Source organism: Streptomyces sp. NRRL S-350, assembly GCF_000719705.1.
Classification (GTDB): domain Bacteria; phylum Actinomycetota; class Actinomycetes; order Streptomycetales; family Streptomycetaceae; genus Kitasatospora.
Genome location: NZ_JOHO01000002.1, coordinates 271096 through 289159, shown reverse-complemented (window position 1 = coordinate 289159; position 18064 = coordinate 271096). Strand labels below are relative to the sequence as shown.

The following is an 18064-nucleotide window of genomic DNA, read 5'->3' as shown; positions in this document are numbered from 1 at the left end:
TTGCACGAATTTATTGTCGTGTTTCGTCAGTCGTGCAACAATGGTTCACGCGCGCGACGCCGCCCGCTCGGTGCCCTGCAGCCACAGCACTGCTGCCACGATGAGCACGGCGAGGACCAGGCTGACCGGCCCGGTACCGAGGTCCAGCCCGCCGCGCTCGTGGCTGACGCCCGCCCAGTCCGCGAAGCAGGCGCCGAGCGGGCGGGTCAGGACGTAGGCCCACCAGAAGGTCAGGACCGGCGACAGCCGGGAGAAGCGGTGGGCCGACGCGGGCAGCGCGATCAGGGCGGCGAACAGCAGCCCCGAGGGCAGGTAGCCCCAGCCCAGGGTGGCCGCGGTCAGATCGCCGAGGGCCGTGCCGAGCGCGAAGGTGGCCATCACCGCGCACCAGTAGAAGACCTCGCGGCGCCCGCCCGCGACGGCCTCGACGGCGAGCGTCCCCTCCGTCCGGCGCCAGAGCCCGAACACCAGGGCCAGGGCGGCGGCGAACGCGGTCGCGGAGACCGCGTACGGCACGCCGAGGGCGACGTGCGCGACATCGGCGGCCATGGTGCCGAACACGCTCACCATGACCACCGCCGCCCAGTAGACGACCGGGACGTACCGGCGGGCACGGGCCTGCGCGAACAGCGCGGCCGCCAGCAGCAGACCGGCCGAGCCGACCGCCGGCACCGGCCCCAGGACCCGGGCCAGGTAGTCCGACGTGGTCTCGCCCATACCGGTGGTGAGGACCTTGACGGCCCAGAACACCGCCGTCACCTCGGGGACCTTGCTCCAGGCGGAGCCGGAGACCCCGGCCCGCCGGCCGTCCCCGCGTGTCATCGTCGTCGTGGCGCCCACAGCGGCGGCACTCCCTTCCCTACGACGCGGCCGCACCGCGCCCCTCCGATGGTTCAGCGGCCCAGGACCGTGTTGCCGGTGACCGTGTCGTTCGCACCGTCGACGGTCACCAGGTGCCGGACCCCGTCGGGCCCGACCACCACGGCCTGCCAGGCCCGGCCGCCGCCCTGCTCGGCGACCGCCCGCAGCGACTCGACCTTGCCGCCCGGCACGCCGGAGGACGCCTTGACCACCGCCTCCGCCGCGTCCACGGACGGCAGCGGCGCCGGCGCGGCCTGCACCGCACCGCCCTTCCACGGTCCGGCCTCGCGACCCGCGCGGTCCTGGCCGCCGCCGTGGGAACGGCCGCCGTCATGGGACCGCTGGTCGTCACGGCCGCCGTGGCTCCCCCGGTCGTCCTCGGCAGCCGCCGCACGCCCGCGGTGCCCCTCGCCCTCGTGGTGGAGCGCCACCGCGGCCGCCCCGCCGACCACCACGACGGCCGCCGCACCGGCGGCCACCCAGCGCACCGGACGGCCGCGCAGCCACCGCAGCCCGCCGCGCGCCCGCCCACCGCCTCCCGGACCGGGACTCCCGGCCGCCTCCGCCACGCCCACCGGCAGTCCGTGCGCTGCCTGCGGCTCCTGCGGCTCCGCGCCCGCCATGGACTCGTCCACTGAACCCACCCCAATCGTGTGGCCCGGTCCGGGCCCAGCGCCCGGACGGCGAGGCCAGCATGGCGAGACGATGCTGAAGATCAGCTGAAGACCCCAGACCCCTTCCGTCCCCCGGCCGGCGGACCTGCCACCCTGGAGGGATGCGTGTACTGGTTGTCGAGGACGAACGCCGCCTGGCGCTGGCGCTGCAGCACGGGCTCACCGCCGAGGGGTTCACCGTCGACCTCGCCCACGACGGCCACACCGGCCTCGCCCGCGCCATGGACCACGCCTACGACGTGATCGTGCTGGACATCATGCTCCCCGGCCTCAACGGCTACCGGGTCTGCGCCCGCCTGCGCGCCGCCGGCAGCGACGCCGGCATCCTCATGCTCACCGCCAAGGACGGCGAGTGGGACGAGGCCGAGGCGCTGGACACCGGCGCCGACGACTACCTGTCCAAGCCCTTCTCCTTCGTCGTCCTCGTCGCCCGCCTCAGGGCCCTCGCCCGCCGCATCGGCAGCCGCGCGCCGCGGCGCACCGTCCTCGGCGACCTCGTCGTCGACTCCGCCGCCCGCACCTGCACCCGCGCGGGCACCGCCGTCGCGCTCACCCCGCGCGAGTTCGCCGTCCTCGACCACCTCGCCCGCCGGGCCGGCGAGGCCGTCTCCAAGCGCGAGATCCTCGAACAGGTCTGGGACAGCGGCCCCGACAGCGACCCGAACACCGTCGAGGTCCACATCAGCGCCCTGCGCCGCAAGATCGACACCCCGTACGGGCGGGCCGCGGTGCAGACCGTCCGCGGCGCCGGCTACCGGCTGGCGGCCGACGGTGGCTGACCCGACGGCAGCCGGCCCGGCCCCCACCGCCCACCGCCCCGGCACCGCCGTCGGCGGCCGTCGCGGGCTCACCGCCCGCAGCGGCCTCGCCGCCCGGCTGACGCCGCGCTCCGTCCGCGCCCGCACCACCCTCGCCGCCTGCGCCAGCGTCGCCGTCGTCCTCGCCGCCGCCTCCGCTGCCGTGGTCCTCCTGCTGCACGCCAACCTGGAACGCACCGTGGAGGCGGGCGCCCGCGAGCAGGCCCAGGTCGTCGCCCGACTCGCCGCCGACGGCCGCCTGCCCCCACAGCTGCCCCTGGACCACGGCACCGACTACATCCAGGTCAGCGACGCCACCGGCAAGGTCGTCGCCGCCAGCCAGAACCTCACCGGACACCCCGCCCTCACCCCCGCCCGGAACGGCCACCACACCTACGACCTCGGCCCCCTCGGCGACGAACACCACCAACGCGTCACCACCCTGACCGCCGACACCCCGAGCGGGCCCGTCACCATCCACGTCGGCGCCTCCCTGCGCACCGCCGACACCGCGGAGGACCTCACCACCGCCGCCCTCGCCGCACTCAGCGCCCTCCTGCTGCTCACCGTCGGCGCCCTCACCTGGCGCGCCACCGGCCGCGCCCTGCGGCCCGTCGAAGCCATCCGCGCCGAAGTCGCCGCCATCGGGGACCGCGAACTCGACCGCCGTGTCCCCGAGCCGCGCAGCGACGACGAGATCGCCCGCCTCGCCCACACCATGAACGCCATGCTCGACCGCCTCGAAGCCGCCGGCGCCCGCCAGCGCCGCTTCATCGCCGACGCCTCCCACGAACTGCGCAGCCCCCTCGCCGTCCTGCGCACCCAGCTCGAAGTCGCCCTGTCCCACCCCGACCCCGAAGTCGGCACCGAGCTGGTGGCCGGGGCGCTGGAGGACACCGAACGCCTCCAGGCACTCACCACCGACCTGCTGCTGCTCGCCCGGCTCGACACGACCGGCCATCAACAGTCCGGCGAACCAGTGGACTTCACCGCACTCGTCCGGACCGCCGTCGACGCCGGCCGACCCGCGCCCCCGACGCTGGAGCTCCACGCGGCGGAGGGGGTCACCGCCACCGGCAACCCGCTGTGGTTCGGGCGGCTCCTGACCAACCTCCTCGACAACGCCCGGCGCCACGCCAGAAGCCGCGTCACCGTTCGGCTGTCCACCGACCGCGCCACCGGCGAGACCGTCCTCGACATCGCGAACGACGGCCCGCCCGTCCCCCCTGCCGATCGCGAGCGGATCTTCGAACGGTTCACCCGCCTCGACGACGCCCGCAGCCGTGACGACGGCGGCACCGGCCTCGGCCTGCCCATCGCCCGCGACATCGCCACCATCCACGGCGGCACCCTCACCGTCGAGGACACCCCCGACGGCACCACCTTCCGCACCCGCCTGCCCGGCGGCGGGTGAGCGGCCCGGCGGCCGACCGTGCGCCCGTCCCCGGCGAACGCCGCCACCAGGGCCGGGTCACCAGGGCCGGGATCACCCGGGCCGGGGATCCGCATCGCCGTGCCGGGGGTGACGGCCTGCGCGGCCGGCGCGCTCCGGGGGCAGCCGGACGGAGGCCGGGTGGCCCGTGGCCCACCGGTCAGGGCGGCGGCGGTGCCGGGGTCGCACGGTGCCGGGATGGCGGCGGTGCCGGGGCGCCGGACCGGCACCCCGGCCGGCGGGGGGATCACCGGCGGGAGGGGAGAACGCGGCGGTGGCCGGCGGCCACCGCCGGATCGAGGCAGGGCCCGGGGGTCAGGGGCACTGCTTCCAGGCGAGGTGGTAGACGGTGTTGATGTCGCCGTCCGTCGAGTCCATGGTCATGAAGCTGGTGGTGCGGCTCGGGTCCGAACTGCCGGCGGCGACCCGCAGCTCGGTGTTGATGTTGAAGTTCCGTTCCTCGCCGCAGGGCGCGAAGACCAGGGCCGCGACGTCGACGGTGTCGGTCGCCTGCCAGTTGTCGTCCCTCGGGCCGTCGAACCGATGGCTCTTGGAGGCCGTGTCGGACTGGCCCTGGAAGTAGTAGCTCGCCCGCTGGGTACCGGTCGACCCCTTCTCCAGGTGGGCGAAGCCGCGGTAGTCGGCCGAGGCGATCGCGTAGGTGAAGCCCTGGGGGACGTGCACCCGCAGGTTGAGCTGGCAGTTCTTCCGGAAGTCGGTCGGTTTCGATCCCACCCCCACCTGGGCGAGGTAGTCGCTGTAGGTGACGGTGAAGGCGGTGTTGTCCGGGGAGACGGCCACGGCTGCCGTTCCGGCGGGACAGCCGGAGCCGTTCACCGTCGCGACGTCGATGACGATCCGGTCGGGCGGGGTCGGGAGCGAGTCGCCGCCGAAGGCCGACGGGCCGGACAGCGATGCGGCGACGGCGGTCGCGGCGGCCAGGGCGCGGAGCAGCATGGGCTTCCCCTTCGATGGTGCGCGGAGTCGGGAGCCGGAGCCCCGGCTCCCGACTTGACATAGACATGTCAGCACAGTCCCGAGGTGATGCCCAGACGGGCGACGCCGGGATTCCCGGCAATCCGACCACCCTGGCCACGCGAATGAACTCTGCTCCCAGCAAGGTGAGTTGACCGCCCGGCGACGGGCGGATGGGAGATCCGCGGCGATCGCGGCGCCGGTGTCGTCACACCGCCCCGATCGAGCCCTCCCTGGACGGACGCGTCCGAAACCGCTCGCCCACTGGACGATTGTCAGGTCTGGGGAGGCGTTCGGGCGGGCATATCCTCACCATTCGGCGACGGGCCCGGCTGAAACTCCCCCACGAGTTCAACCGGGCCCCAACCGGCCACCGGGCCTGGGCGCGACTCCCCCCACGGAGCAGCGGCCGGGCCCGTATCCTGTTCAACCAGCGATACGCAGCGTACATGTCATCTCTACCGAGCGCTACCTCGGGCGGTCGATCTTCTCGCCCTGATTCGGTTCGCCCCCAGCCGCTGCCCGTCCGGGCCACTTCCCCGCGCAGCCCCGCCGCCCCGCAAGCCGCACGGCCCCGCAGCCCCAGCCCCGCAAGCCGCACGGCCGCGTGGCGCCCGCGGCGCGCCCGCGTGACGATCGGCTGGACAGCACCCCCGTGCGCCCGCCGCCCCGGAGAAGGGCACTCCATGACCGTCGACCGACGTCGCTTCCTCACCACGCTCGGCGCCGCCGCCACCCTCGTCGCCGCCCGCGGCAACCCGGCCCACGCGCTGACCGCCTTCCCGGCACGCGCCCGTGGCTGGGCGGCCGCGCCGCCGGACTGGCGAACGCTGCGGGCCCGCCTGGGAACCCGGCTGGTGCGCCCCTCCGACCCCGGCTACGGGACTGCCCGCCTCGGCTACAACAAGCTGAACGACAGCCGGCTCCCGGCCGCCGTGGCGCAGTGCGTGTCGGCCGACGACGTGCGGGCCTGCCTGGACGTGGCGCGCGGACACGGCATCCCGATCGCCGCCCGCAGCGGCGGCCACGGCTATCTGGGCTACGGCATCCCCGCCCAGGGCCTGGTGATCGACCTGCGCGGGATGGCCGACGTCCGGGTGCGGGCCGACGGCACCGCCGAGGTCGGCGCCGGTGCCCGCCTGATCGAGGTGTACGCGGCGCTCGCGCAGGCGGGCCGGCTGCTCCCCGGCGGCAGCTGCCCGACCGTCGGCGTCAGCGGCCTGGCCCTCGGCGGCGGCATCGGCGTGCTGACCCGCAAGTACGGGCTCACCTGCGACCGGCTGGCCACCGCCGAGGTCGTCACCGCCGACTCACGCCTGCTCACCGCCTCGCCCGCCGACGAGCCCGAGCTGTACTGGGCGCTGCGCGGCGGCGGTGGCGGCAACTTCGGCGTGGTCACCCGGTTCGGGTTCACCACCGCCCCCGCACCCGGCCTGACCGTCTTCGTGCTCGGATTCCCCGCCGGCTCGGTCACCGAGGTGCTCGGGGCCTGGCAGCACTGGGTGGCCGGAGCCCCGTTCGAACTCTGGGCCAGCTGCCAGATCTCGGGTGGAGCCCCGCCCAGCTGTCGGATCGTCGGCTGCTACGTGGGCGATCCCAACGGCGTTGGCGTCCTTCTGGACGATCTGGTCAGGGCGGCCGGCACCACACCGAGCTCGCGCACCGTCGCCCCCGAGGACTACCTGGGCGCCATGAAGTTCATGGCGGGCTGCTCCAACGACACCATCGCCCAGTGCCACCCCACCTGGGAGGGCGGCGTCCTGCCGCGGGCCGGCTTCGTCGCGGTCTCCCGGATGCTGGGCCCGGCGCCCCTGGACCCGGCGAAGGTCACGGAGCTGATGGCCGGCCGCTCCGGCGTCGACCTGCTGCTCGACTCCCTCGGCGGCGCCGTCGGCGACCTCGCCCCCGGCGCCACCGCCTTCCCGCACCGCGACTCGCTCGCCAGCGCCCAGGTGTACGCCGCCGCCACGGCGCTGAGCGAGGACCGGGTGCGCACCACCGTCGACACGATCCGTGACGGCCTGGCCGGGCTCGGCGCCCACGGCGCGTACGTCAACTACATCGACGGCACGCTGCCGGACTGGGGCACCGCCTACTACGGCGGGAACCTGCCCCGGCTGAAGGACGCCGCCCGCCACTACGACCCGGACGGCGTCTTCGCCTTCCCCCAGTCCGTGACGGCCGCCTAGGGTCCGGCCCGACGGCTCCTGTGACTGACCATCGGATCGCTGCTCTGGTCACAGCGCCGGGAGATCCGCCCCCGGGCAGCGGGCGGAGGACAGGGGGCGAAGGACAGCGGGCAGGCCCATGGCACCGCCTGACGAAGCGCCACCAGGCGTCCTGCCTTCCTCACCGCAGGCGCCCCGCCGGGCTTGGTGACCGAGGACTTGAGGACCTGAAGCCGCCCGCCGAACCAGTCCGCCGGGTGTGTCACCGCGGTCCGGGCAGTGGCCCGGACCACGGTGACACACCCGGCGGTAGCTGCCCGTCGAGGCTTGGGCTTCGAGTCGGTGGTCAGTGCCGCCGACTGGCGTAGACGGGCGACACCAGTGCGATCAGCACCGCTGCCACGCCGACCTGCAGCACATGCCGGATCCAGTCGATGCCACCGGTGTGCCGCACTCCGAAGTAGGACGCCGCGGCATTGCCGAGCACCGCACCGACAATGCCGACGATGACGGTCAGCCACAGCGGAACGGGCTGACGGCCCGGCAGCACGAGCTTCGCCAACAGGCCTACCACCAACCCTGCGACCAGGGCCCAGAGAATCGTCACAGCCTTCTCCCCTCATTCGGTTCCGGTCTGACTGGGACGCCCACCGTGTGCCCCCGCCCACGGCTTTCATGCCCGGGCTCCACGGCCGGACTTCACGGCCGGCTTCACGGCCCGGCTCCACGGCCCGGCTCCACGCTCGGATTCACGGGCCGCCGCTTCACCCAGGGCAGAACGCCGCTCCCTTCCGCCGGCGCCCCCGATGCCTAGGCTGAAGGGGTGAGCACTCATGCGCCGAACGAAGCCCGCGTCATCCCCCTGCGCCCCCAGGCCTCGCCTACCGCCTCCGGTGGGGCGGACCGCACCCGGCAGCGGCCGGCGGCAGCCCCGCCGGCGCCCGCGCCGAGGGAGCCCCTGTGGCGCGACCTCGTCGGCGATGTGCTGCGGCGCGAACGCCTCGCCCAGGAGCGCACGTTGAAGGACGTCGCGGAGGAGGCCCGGATCTCGATGCCGTACCTGTCGGAGCTGGAGCGCGGACGCAAGGAGGCCTCCTCCGAGGTGCTCGCGGCCGCCGCCCGGGCCCTCGGGCTCGGGCTCTCCGACGTGCTCTCGCTCGCCCAGGACGAACTTGCCGAGTACGCCCGAAGCCGGTCGGTACGGCGGGGCCGCCCGCCGTACCGACCGGCTCTCCGGCTTTCGGCCCCGGCCCCGGGCCCCGGGCGGGCCGGTCAGGCGAACGCGTGCCGTCGGCTCAGCACCTGGTCGGCGATCCCGTAGGAGACGGCCTCCTCGGCGCTGAGCACCTTGTCCCGGTCCATGTCGGCGCGCAGCGTCGCCACGTCGTGCCCGGTGTGCCGGGACAGGACGTCCTCCACCTGCGAGCGGATGCGGACCATCTCCTTGGCCGCGAGGCTGAGGTCGGAGACCGTCCCCTGCCGGCCGCCGCTGGCGGGCTGGCCGAGCAGCACCCGCGCGTGCTGGAGCACGAACCGCCGTCCGGGATCTCCGCCGGCCAGCAGCACCGCCGCCGTCGACGCCGCCTGTCCGACGCAGAACGTGGATACCGGTGCCTGGACGAAGGTCATCGTGTCGTAGATCGCCATCAGCGAAGTGAACGATCCGCCGGGCGAGTTGAGGTAGATCGAGATCTCGCGGTCCGGGTTCTCCGACTCCAGGTGCAGGAGTTGCGCGATGACGACGTTGGCGACCCCGTCGTCGATCTCGGTGCCGAGGAAGATGATCCGCTCGTTCAGCAGCCGGCTGAAGACGTCGTAGGAGCGCTCGCCCTTCGCCGTCCGCTCGATGACGTACGGAACCGTGTACGAGCCCATGTCACAGCCCCATCCGTCGACGCGACGCGGCCGGGCGGATGTCGGCGACCGACTCCACCACCCGGTCCACGATTCCGTACTCCCGGGCCTGTTCGGCCGTGAACCAGCGGTCCCGGTCGCCGTCCCGCGCGATCGCCTCCTCGCTCTGCCCGGTGTGCTCGGCGGTGATCCGCTCGATGGCCTTCTTGGTGAACTGGAGGTTCTCCGCCTGGATCTCGATGTCCGCGGCCGTGCCGCCGATGCCCGCCGAGGGCTGGTGCATCATGATCCGCGCGTTCGGCAGCGCGAACCGCTTGCCGGGTGCCCCCACGGTGAGCAGGAACTGCCCCATGCTGGCGGCGAACCCCATCGCCAGCGTCGAGACGTCGTTCGGGATGAGCCGCATGGTGTCGTAGACGGCGAGGCCCGCGGTGACGGACCCGCCCGGGCTGTTGATGTACAGGCAGATGTCGGTGCGCGGGTCCTCCGCCGACAGCAGCAGCAGTTGCGCGCACACCCGGTTGGCCGAAACGTCGTCGACCTGGGTGCCGAGGAGGACGATGCGCTGGGCGAGCAGCTGTGCGGCGAGGTGGTCGTCGAAGGGGCTGGGCGGGGTGTCGCCCTCGCCCGCACGGGGCGGCAGGGCGGTGAGCGGGGCCATCGGGACTCCTTGTCGAGGTGGGGAAGCCGTCGACTCCACTCTTGCCCCCGGGGAGTCCTCGACCGTGGTCCCTCTGCCCGCCGCAGATTCGCCACGGGCAGAGCGGGCGGAAGCACGCCGGTCCGCGTCGAGCGGGCCGGCCCGCTCGACCGGCTCGACCTCGCCTCACTCCCGTCGCTCTCCCTGGCACCGTCGCTGCTCCGCGGTGCGCCACGCCGCGGTGACGGCGCGCTGAGCGGTGGCCGTTGCCTCGGTGATGTCGTCCACCAGGTGGAGCGGGGCGCCGAGGTGGACGTACAGGGCGGGGCGTCGCAGCGGGGCCGTCGCGAAGCCGGCGAGCTGTTTGACGGTGCCGCCCGAGCTGAGGCGGCGGGCACCGCACTGGCCGAGCGGCACCACCGGTGCGCCGCTCGCCGCCGCGAGCCGCGCCACGCCGGTGCGGAAGGCGCCGGGTTCCGCGTCCCGGGAGTCCCGGCGCTTCGGCAGGCCGCCCTCGCCGTAGATCAGCACGACCCGGCCCGCGGCGAGCGCCTTCGCGGCCGAGTCGAGAGCCGCGGCGGCCCGGTCCGTCCCGCGGTGCACCGGGATGTGGCCGCCGGCCCGCAGCACGCCGCCGAGCACGGGCACCCGCCACAGTCCGGCGGTCGCCATCACCACCGGTTCGGTGCCGAGTCGGCGCAGCGCGGCCAGCACCACGCCGGGGTCGGCGAGCGAGCTGTGGTTGGCCGCGACGATGCTGCCCGGGGCGACCGGGCCGGCCACCTCGCAGCTGACGGAGAGACGACCGAGGACGGGGACCAGAGCACTGGCGATCCGGCTGAGCATGGCTGTTCCTTCGTGGCCTTGGCGGCCGTGACGGCCGTGGGGGCCTTGGCGGCCTTCGGCGAAGTGGTACGGCCATCCTCGCGGAGCACCACCGCCGACCGCCTGAGTAGCCGTACTCAGACCGGGTCGGGTAGGGCGTCGTCGGGTACGGCGTCGTCCGCCACGACGACGTCGCCGTACTCGGCGGGGCACCGAGGTCGGCGGGGCATCGAGGTCGGCGAACCGGTCGTGCTCCACCGTGCGCACTTCACCACCAGCGATGTCGAGCAAGCCGCTGGGGGCCTGGAAGGAAGGATCGTCGGTGCGGCCCTGAGCACCTGACAGCCCAGGGGGTGAACCACCGCCGGGCCCGAGCCCTGCGGGGCGTGCAAGAACAGCGCCCGAACCAGTGGGAGCGCTCCCACTGTGAGGGATTGCCGCGTGCCGGTCAAGAGGCGTGAACACTCGAACGCATCCGCCGACAAAACCCGGCAACTCCTCTTTTCCTTGGCGGTAGTTGGCGCTACGGTCAGTGGCCACCAGTGGGAGCGATTCCGTCAGTCGACGCGCCGAAGCGGCGCGTCCTCGCTGCAAGGAGTCGCTCATGCGTCACCCTCCTCGTGCGGCAGTACTGCTGTGCGGAACGGCCCTCACCCTGGTGAGCGCGGTGTCCGCCGTGTCCGCCGTGTCCGCCGCGGCAGGTACGGGCTCCGGTGCCGCGGCCCCGCTCGGCTGTTCCGTGGCCTACTCCACGGTCAACCAGTGGGCCGACGGCTTCCAGGCCTCCCTCGTCGTCACCAACAACGGTGCGCCTGCCAATGGTTGGAGCCTCGGCTTCGACTTCACCGGCGATCAGCACCTCGCTCAGGGCTGGGGCGCCACCTGGACCCAGTCCGGCAGCAAGGTCACTGCCGCGAACGAGAGTTGGAACGGTTCACTCGGGACGGGCGCGAGCGTCACCCTCGGGCTCCTCGCCTCCTGGTCCGGCGGCAACCCCCCGCCGACCGGCTTCACCCTCAACGGGCTTCCCTGCTCGGACGGTTCGGCCCCCACCCCGACGGCCACACCCACGCCCACAGCCACACCAACACCCACACCCACGGCCACGCCCACCGCCACCCCGACCCCGGGCGCGCCCGAACTGAGCGTCAGCGGCAACCGGCTCACCGACCCGAGCGGCGCCACCCGCCGCCTGCTCGGCGTCAACCGCTCCGGCGGCGAGTACCTGTGCGTCCAGGGCCACGGCATCTTCGACGGCCCGGTCGACGACGCCGCCGTCCAGGCCATCGCGGACTGGAAGGCCAACACCGTCCGGATCACGCTCAACGAGGAGTGCTGGCTCGGCCTGGACAACATCCGGCCCGAGTACCGGGGCCCCGCGTACATCAGCGCCGTCAAGGAGCTGGTGGCCCGCGTCCTCGCGCACGGGATGACCCCCGTGGTCGAGCTCCACTGGACGTACGGCCAGTACACCGGCAACTCGGCGGGCTGCCCGGACGAGCACGCCACCTGCCAGAAGCCGATGCCGGACGCCCGCTACGCCCCGGCCTTCTGGACCTCGGTGGCGAACACCTTCAAGGACGACCGCCGGGTGGTCTTCGACCTGTTCAACGAGCCCTACCCGGACCGGGCAACCGCCACCACCGAGCAGGCCTGGGCGTGCTGGCGCGACGGCGGCACCTGCCCGGGCATCGGCTACCAGGTGGCCGGCATGCAGGACCTCCTGGACGCCGTCCGGGCCACCGGTTCGCGCAACGTCGCCCTCGTCGCCGGGATCGCCTACTCGAACGACCTGAGCGGCTGGCTCGCCCACGCCCCTTCGGACCCGACCGGCGATCTGGCCGCCGCCTGGCACGTCTACAACTTCAACTCATGTGCCAGCGAAGCCTGCTGGACCTCCACCCTGGACCCGGTCGCCGCCCGCGTCCCGCTCGTGGCGGGCGAGATCGGCGAGAACACCTGCGGGCACGCGTTCGTCGACCGCGTCATGAAGTGGTCCGACGACCGCGGGCTCTCCTACCTGGGCTGGACCTGGAACACCTGGGACTGCTCCTCCGGTCCTGCCCTGATCAGCAGTTACGACGGCACCCCCACCGCGTTCGGCATCGGGCTCCGAGACCACCTGCGTGCCCTGACCACCCGCTGAACGACCGCCGAACGCACCCCGACGCACACCGAAAGGGACCCCCACACCATGAGCCGCACCGCCCACCCCGAGCGCCCCGAGCGCCCCGCCCGCCCCGGCGTCAACCGGCTGCGCAACAACCGGACCGCCCTGTTCACCGCCCTCGGCCTGCTCGCCGCGACCGGCGCCAGCGCCACCGTGCTGTCCACCTCGGCAGGCGCCGCCACGGCCGGCTGCCAGGTCTCCTACCAGGTCTCCAACCAGTGGGACACCGGCTTCGGCGCCAACGTCACCGTCACCAACACCGGTGACCCGCTGAGCGCCTGGACCCTGGAGTGGAGCTACGGCGGCAACCAGCAGGTGACCCAGGGCTGGAACGCGACCATCACCCAGTCCGGGGCCGCCGTCACCGCCCAGAACGTCTCCTACAACGGCACTCTGGCGACCGGCGGTTCCACCTCCTTCGGCTTCAACGCCTCCTACAGCGGCGCCAACCCCGTGCCCACCACCTTCAAGCTCAACGGCGTGCTGTGCAACGGAGGCACCACGACGCCCAGCCCCACGGCCACCCCCACCCCGACTCCCACACCCACGGGCACGCCGACGAGCACCCCGACCGGCACGCCCACGAGCACGCCCACGGGCACCCCGACCGGCACCCCGCCCGGCACCCGCGTCGACAACCCGTACGCCGGCGCGAAGGTCTACGTGAACCCCGAGTGGTCGGCGCACGCCGCCGCCGAGCCCGGCGGCTCCAAGGTCTCCAGCCAGCCGACCGGCATCTGGGTGGACCGGATCGCCGCCATCGCCGGCGCCAACGGCAAGATGGGCCTGCGCGCCCACCTCGACGAGGCGCTGCGGCAGAAGGGCGGCGGCGAGCTCGTCGTCCAGCTGGTGATCTACGACCTGCCCGGCCGGGACTGCTCCGCGCTCGCCTCCAACGGCGAACTCGGCCCGACGGAGATCGACCGGTACAAGACGGAGTTCATCGACCCGATCGCGGCGATCCTGGCGGACCCGAAGTACGCGGGGCTGCGGATCGTCACGGCCGTCGAGATCGACTCGCTGCCGAACCTGGCCACCAACACCACGCCGCGCGTCACGGCGACCCCCGCCTGCGACGTGATGAAGGCCAACGGCAACTACATCAAGGGCGTCGGCTACGCGCTGAAGAAGCTGGGCGCCGTCCCCAACGTGTACAACTACGTCGACGCCGGCCACCACGGCTGGCTCGGCTGGGACGACAACATGGGCGCCTCCGCCGACCTGTTCAAGCAGGCGGCGACCGCCGAGGGCTCCACCCTCTCCAACGTGCACGGCTTCATCGTCAACACCGCCAACTACAGCGCGCTCAAGGAGAACAACTTCACCATCGACGACAGCGTCAACGGCACCTCCGTCCGCCAGTCGAAGTGGGTGGACTGGAACCGCTACGTCGACGAGCTCTCCTACGCGCAGGCGATGCGGGCCAAGCTCGTCGCCCTGGGCTTCGACCCCAACCTCGGCATGCTGATCGACACCTCCCGCAACGGCTGGGGCGGCGCCGCCCGACCCGCCGGGCCCGGGCCGAAGACCAGCGTCGACGCGTACGTGGACGGCGGGCGCTACGACCGGCGGTTCCAGACCGGCAACTGGTGCAACCAGGCCGGCGCGGGCCTCGGCGAACGGCCGCAGGCCGCCCCGGCGCCGGGCATCGACGCGTACGTCTGGATGAAGCCGCCGGGTGAGTCGGACGGGGCCAGCAAGGTGATCCCGAACAACGACGGCAAGGGCTTCGACCGGATGTGCGACCCGACGTACACCGGCAACCCGCGGAACAACAACAACATGTCCGGTGCGCTGCCGGACGCACCGCTGGCCGGGGAGTGGTTCTCCGCCCAGTTCCAGGAGCTGCTGAAGAACGCCTACCCGGCGCTGTAGCGCAGCGGACTCCGCTGACCGTCCGGAAGCCGGCGGGCTTCCGGACGGTCAGCGGGCACCACGGCGCCGCCGCTGTCGGCCCTCGCAGCTATGGGCCTTCGCGTGGCTGGGCAAGCACATCGTGGGCGGTGTCACCCCCGGTGCCGCCAGATCCGAACCGCCGTCAGGATCCGCACAGCGCCACGTACCGAATCCCTCGCCCCTCGGAGCAGCCCATGCCCCTCCCCCCTGTCACCCCTTCCAGCCCTTCCACCCCAGCCAGCCCTTCCGGCCCAGCCACCCCTTCCACCGCACTCCCCGGCGCCACTCCCCCGCCCCGGTTCCCGGCCGGCTTCCTCTGGGGCGCGGCCACCTCCGCCTACCAGGTGGAAGGCGCCGCCGCCGAGGGCGGCCGCACCGCCTCGATCTGGGACACCTTCTGCGACACCCCGGGCAAGGTCTTCGGGGGCCACACCGGCACGGTCGCGGTCGACCACTACCACCGCTTCCGCGAGGACGTCCGGTTGATGGCCGAACTCGGGCTCACCGCCTACCGCTTCTCCGTCTCCTGGCCGCGCGTCCAGCCCACCGGCCGCGGCCCCGCCGCCCGGCAGGGCCTCGACTTCTACCGCCGGCTCACCGACGAACTCCTCACGGCCGGGATCACCCCCGTCGCCACGCTCTACCACTGGGACCTGCCGCAGGAGCTGGAGTCCGCCGGCGGCTGGCCCGAGCGCACGACCGCCGAGCGGTTCGCCGACTACGCCGCGCTGGTGGGCGAGGCACTCGGCGACCGGCTCCACCACTGGACCACCCTCAACGAACCCTGGTGCAGCGCCTTCCTCGGCTACGGCTCCGGAGTCCACGCCCCCGGCCGGACCGACCCGGTGGCGGCCCTGCGCGCCGCCCACCACCTCAACCTCGGCCACGGCCTGGCCGTCACCGCGCTGCGGGGCCTGGTGCCCGCCGCCCAGCTGTCGGTCTCGCTCAACCTGCACGCCCTGCGCCCGCTGAGCCCGTCCGCCGCCGACCGGGACGCGGTGCGCCGCATCGACGCCGTCGGCAACCGGGTGTTCCTCGGCCCGATGCTGGAGGGCGCCTACCCGGAGGACCTGCTGGCCGACACGGCCCACCTCACCGACTGGGCGTTCGTCCGCGCCGGCGACCCGAAGGAGATCCAGCAGCCGTTGGACTGGCTGGGCGTCAACTACTACACGCCCACCGTCGTCTCCGCGACCGCCGAGGGCGCCGTCCCCGCGCGCGAGGACGGGCACGGCGGCGGGACGGACTCGCCCTGGCCGGGCGCGGACCGGGTCGGCTTCCACCCGGCGCCGGGCGAGCGGACCGCGATGGGCTGGGCCGTCGACCCCACCGGCCTGCACCAGCTGCTGACCGGACTGGCCCGGCGCCACCCGGACCTGCCGCTGATGGTCACCGAGAACGGCGCGTCCTACGAGGACGAGGTCGGCGAGGACGGCACGGTCGACGACCCGGAACGCACCGCCTACCTCCACGCCCACCTCGCGGCCGTCCGCCGGGCCGCGGCCGACGGTGCGGACCTGCGCGGCTACTTCGCCTGGTCCCTGCTGGACAACTTCGAGTGGGCGTACGGCTACGCGAAGCGGTTCGGCCTGGTCCACGTCGACTTCGCCACCCAGGCCCGCACTCCGAAGTCCAGCGCCCGCTGGTACGCCCGGGTGGCCCGGACCGGCGAACTCCGCCCGCCGGTCGGCCCGTAGGGCGTCCGGCTGAGGTACGGGTGAGGCGCGGCGGGTGCGGGCGGGGCGGGCGCCGCGGGTGCGGGCCAGGAGCCGCGGGTGCGGGCCGGGCGCGGGATCAGGCGGCGGCGCGACGGGCGGCCAGGTCGTCCAGGATGGTGGCGGTGGCGGTCGCCCCGAACCGTTCCGCGCCGGCGGCGACGAACTCCAGCATGCGGTCGAGCGTGCGGACCCCGCCCGCCGCCTTCACCCTCATGTGCGCCGGGACGTTCGCACGCATCAGCCGGACGTCCTCCAGGGTCGCGCCGCCGGGTGCGAAACCGGTCGAGGTCTTGACGAAGTCCGCGCCCGCCAGCGTACTGAGGCGGCAGGCGCGGACCTTCTCCTCGTCGTCGAGGTAGGCGTTCTCGAAGATCACCTTGATCAGGCCGGCACCCGCCGCGGCATCGACGACCGCCGCGATGTCCTCCCGGACCGCGTCGTCCTCGCCGCTGCGCAGCAGACCGATGTTGAGCACCATGTCGAGTTCGGTCGCGCCCTCCGCCAGGGCGTCGACGGCTTCGCCCGCCTTGGCCGTCGCGGTGGACCCGCCGTGCGGGAAGCCGATGACGGTGCCGACGGCGACCGCGGTGCCGGCGAGCGCCTTGACCGCCAGGGCGACGTCGGCGGGGCGCACGCAGACCGAGGCGACGTCGTACGCCCCGGCGAGTTCGCAGCCCAGCAGGACCTCGGTGGTGGTCAGTTCGGGCCGCAGGAGCGAGTGGTCGATCATCTTGGCGAGCTGCCGGACGCCGATGTCGGTGTCGAGGCCGGTGCCGATGTCGGTGTCGAGGCCGGTGCCGGTGTCGGTGTGGAGGGCGGTGTCGGTGTCGAGGTGGGCGGAGTCCATGAGCCACTCCCGGGAGTGAGGCGTTTCGCGTCCCACCGGGGGCCGGTGCGACAGCGCGGACGGCTCCGACGATAGCCCCGCGCTGTCTAGCTGTCTATACAGGCACGCCATGGACGGCCGAGAGCGGGGCACCTCCCCGCCAATGTGAGGCATATCACGCTGCACGCCTCTTGCTCTTGATGCAATTCGCTGCGAGATGCCCCGATCTGCACTGGTCTACGCTGGTTGACTAGACAGCTGGACGGCGTAGCCTCAATTTCGGAGGACCTCTTTTGGAAACGGATTTCGCGCCCAGGTACCACCAGATCGAACTGGCCCTCCGAAATCGGATCGCCAAGCATCGGCCGCACGATCCCCTCCCCTCCGAGGCGGAATTGTGCGAGGAATTCGGGGTGAGCCGCATGACCGCTCGGGCGGCCGTTCAACGGCTCGTCGCAGAAGGCCTGGTGTACCGGATCTCCGGACGCGGGACGTTCGTCGCGGAACCTCCGACCCGACGCCGCGCGGAAAACCTGGTCAGGTTCAGCGAGGAAATGCGCAGACAGGGCCGGAGGCCTTCGTCGCGGCTGGTTTCGGCGAGACTCCGGGCCGCTCTGCCGGAAGAGGTCCACCGGCTCCGGCTGCGGAAGCCGGCCCGGGTCGTGGAGGTCGATCGGGTACGGCTGGCCGACGGGATCCCGACCGCGCTGGAGCGGGCGGTGTTCCCCGAGGCCCTCGCCGCCCTGCTGGAGGTCGACTTCCGGACGGCGTCGATGCACGAGGCGCTGGCCCGGCTGGGCCGGACCCCGACCCGGGGGCATTCGTCCATCAGGGCTGCCGTGGCCGGCGAACAGGAGGCGGAGCTGCTGGCCGTGGCCCCGGGCACCGCCCTGCTGGTCGAGGAGCGACTCATCGTGGACCAGGACGAGCAGCCCCTGGAGCTCACCGAATCCCGCTACGTGGGCGACCGGTACGCCCTCGACGTCGCCTTCGAGGTCGATTCCTGAGGCGGTCCCGAGGTCACCAGGGCGCCAGGGCGCCAGGTCATCAGGCCATTCGGTAAACCGGTCAACCGGTCAACCGCTCATCAGGCAATCCGGCCATCCGCTCATCCGTACGACCCGCGAGTCGCGCAATGACGCCGACGGCACCACGCGGTCAGCACTTCCGACGGGGAACTGCACGATCGGCGGGCGGTGCGGCCCGATCCGAATCCGGTAGTGGAATG

At 73.3% G+C, this 18064-nt stretch carries 16 protein-coding genes; 8 read left to right on the top strand and 8 right to left on the bottom strand.

The window, feature by feature from the left end:
• Nucleotides 1–45 precede the first annotated feature (45 nt).
• Both IF30_RS0102715 and IF30_RS0102710 read right to left on the bottom strand, forming a co-directional pair.
• Nucleotides 46–822 carry a membrane protein gene (locus tag IF30_RS0102715; RefSeq protein WP_030231337.1) on the bottom strand — a complete coding sequence of 259 codons (777 nt, stop codon included), beginning with the start codon at nt 820–822 and terminating at the stop codon, nt 46–48.
• Nucleotides 823–893: 71 nt separating this feature from the next.
• Nucleotides 894–1496, bottom strand: a complete 603-nt coding sequence (locus IF30_RS0102710) for a hypothetical protein (RefSeq protein WP_030231335.1) — start codon at nt 1494–1496, stop codon at nt 894–896.
• Between the two features lie 140 nt (nt 1497–1636).
• On the opposite strand from IF30_RS0102710, the gene IF30_RS0102705 reads away from it, so the two are divergent.
• Nucleotides 1637–2314: a response regulator transcription factor gene (locus IF30_RS0102705; protein ID WP_030231334.1), complete on the top strand. Its 678-nt coding sequence runs from the start codon at nt 1637–1639 to the stop codon at nt 2312–2314.
• A complete protein-coding gene (locus IF30_RS0102700; RefSeq protein ID WP_234322554.1) occupies nt 2307–3746 on the top strand; it encodes a sensor histidine kinase in 1440 nt (479 codons plus the stop codon). The genes IF30_RS0102705 and IF30_RS0102700 overlap by 8 nt, the downstream gene beginning before the upstream one ends.
• A gap of 333 nt (nt 3747–4079) precedes the next feature.
• Here IF30_RS0102700 and IF30_RS0102695 read toward each other — a convergent pair whose 3' ends face one another.
• Nucleotides 4080–4721: a DUF4360 domain-containing protein gene (locus tag IF30_RS0102695; RefSeq protein WP_030231330.1), complete on the bottom strand. Its 642-nt coding sequence runs from the start codon at nt 4719–4721 to the stop codon at nt 4080–4082.
• A 704-nt stretch (nt 4722–5425) separates the two neighbouring features.
• Between IF30_RS0102695 and IF30_RS0102690 the strand changes: the two genes are divergently transcribed.
• Complete coding sequence (locus IF30_RS0102690; RefSeq protein WP_030231328.1) at nt 5426–6928, top strand: FAD-binding oxidoreductase; 1503 nt, start codon at nt 5426–5428, stop codon at nt 6926–6928.
• 325 nt (nt 6929–7253) lie between these two features.
• Here the strand turns inward: IF30_RS0102690 and IF30_RS0102685 are convergent, their stop codons facing one another.
• Nucleotides 7254–7514, bottom strand: coding sequence for a GlsB/YeaQ/YmgE family stress response membrane protein (locus IF30_RS0102685; RefSeq protein WP_030231325.1), 261 nt, complete (start codon nt 7512–7514; stop codon nt 7254–7256).
• A gap of 216 nt (nt 7515–7730) precedes the next feature.
• Between IF30_RS0102685 and IF30_RS0102680 the strand changes: the two genes are divergently transcribed.
• On the top strand, nt 7731–8228 hold the full coding sequence (locus tag IF30_RS0102680; protein WP_078891077.1) for a helix-turn-helix domain-containing protein: 498 nt from the start codon (nt 7731–7733) through the stop codon (nt 8226–8228).
• On the opposite strand, the gene IF30_RS0102675 is transcribed toward IF30_RS0102680, so the two are convergent.
• The 3 genes from IF30_RS0102675 to IF30_RS0102665 form a co-directional block, all read right to left on the bottom strand.
• A complete protein-coding gene (locus tag IF30_RS0102675) occupies nt 8180–8782 on the bottom strand; it encodes a ClpP family protease (protein ID WP_030231321.1) in 603 nt (200 codons plus the stop codon). The two genes, IF30_RS0102680 and IF30_RS0102675, sit on opposite strands and share 49 nt — an antisense overlap.
• Nucleotide 8783: 1 nt before the next feature.
• Nucleotides 8784–9422, bottom strand: coding sequence for an ATP-dependent Clp protease proteolytic subunit (locus tag IF30_RS0102670; protein ID WP_030231320.1), 639 nt, complete (start codon nt 9420–9422; stop codon nt 8784–8786).
• 165 nt (nt 9423–9587) lie between these two features.
• Nucleotides 9588–10247 carry a lysophospholipid acyltransferase family protein gene (locus tag IF30_RS0102665; protein ID WP_037898709.1) on the bottom strand — a complete coding sequence of 220 codons (660 nt, stop codon included), beginning with the start codon at nt 10245–10247 and terminating at the stop codon, nt 9588–9590.
• 583 nt (nt 10248–10830) lie between these two features.
• Here IF30_RS0102665 and IF30_RS0102655 point away from each other — a divergent pair.
• The 3 genes from IF30_RS0102655 (at nt 10831) to IF30_RS0102645 (ending at nt 15989) form a co-directional block, all read left to right on the top strand.
• Nucleotides 10831–12372: a cellulose binding domain-containing protein gene (locus tag IF30_RS0102655; protein ID WP_030231316.1), complete on the top strand. Its 1542-nt coding sequence runs from the start codon at nt 10831–10833 to the stop codon at nt 12370–12372.
• A 48-nt stretch (nt 12373–12420) separates the two neighbouring features.
• The gene (locus tag IF30_RS0102650; RefSeq protein ID WP_051709050.1) at nt 12421–14271 is read left to right on the top strand and encodes a glycoside hydrolase family 6 protein; all 1851 of its coding nucleotides are present in this window, start codon (nt 12421–12423) and stop codon (nt 14269–14271) included.
• Nucleotides 14272–14486: 215 nt separating this feature from the next.
• The gene (locus IF30_RS0102645; protein WP_078891076.1) at nt 14487–15989 is read left to right on the top strand and encodes a GH1 family beta-glucosidase; all 1503 of its coding nucleotides are present in this window, start codon (nt 14487–14489) and stop codon (nt 15987–15989) included.
• Between the two features lie 97 nt (nt 15990–16086).
• On the opposite strand, the gene deoC is transcribed toward IF30_RS0102645, so the two are convergent.
• Nucleotides 16087–16857 (bottom strand): deoxyribose-phosphate aldolase, encoded by a 771-nt coding sequence (gene deoC, locus IF30_RS0102640; protein ID WP_078891075.1) that lies wholly within the window; start codon nt 16855–16857, stop codon nt 16087–16089.
• Between the two features lie 272 nt (nt 16858–17129).
• On the opposite strand from deoC, the gene IF30_RS49000 reads away from it, so the two are divergent.
• On the top strand, nt 17130–17843 hold the full coding sequence (locus tag IF30_RS49000) for a GntR family transcriptional regulator (protein WP_030231305.1): 714 nt from the start codon (nt 17130–17132) through the stop codon (nt 17841–17843).
• Nucleotides 17844–18064: the final 221 nt, after the last annotated feature.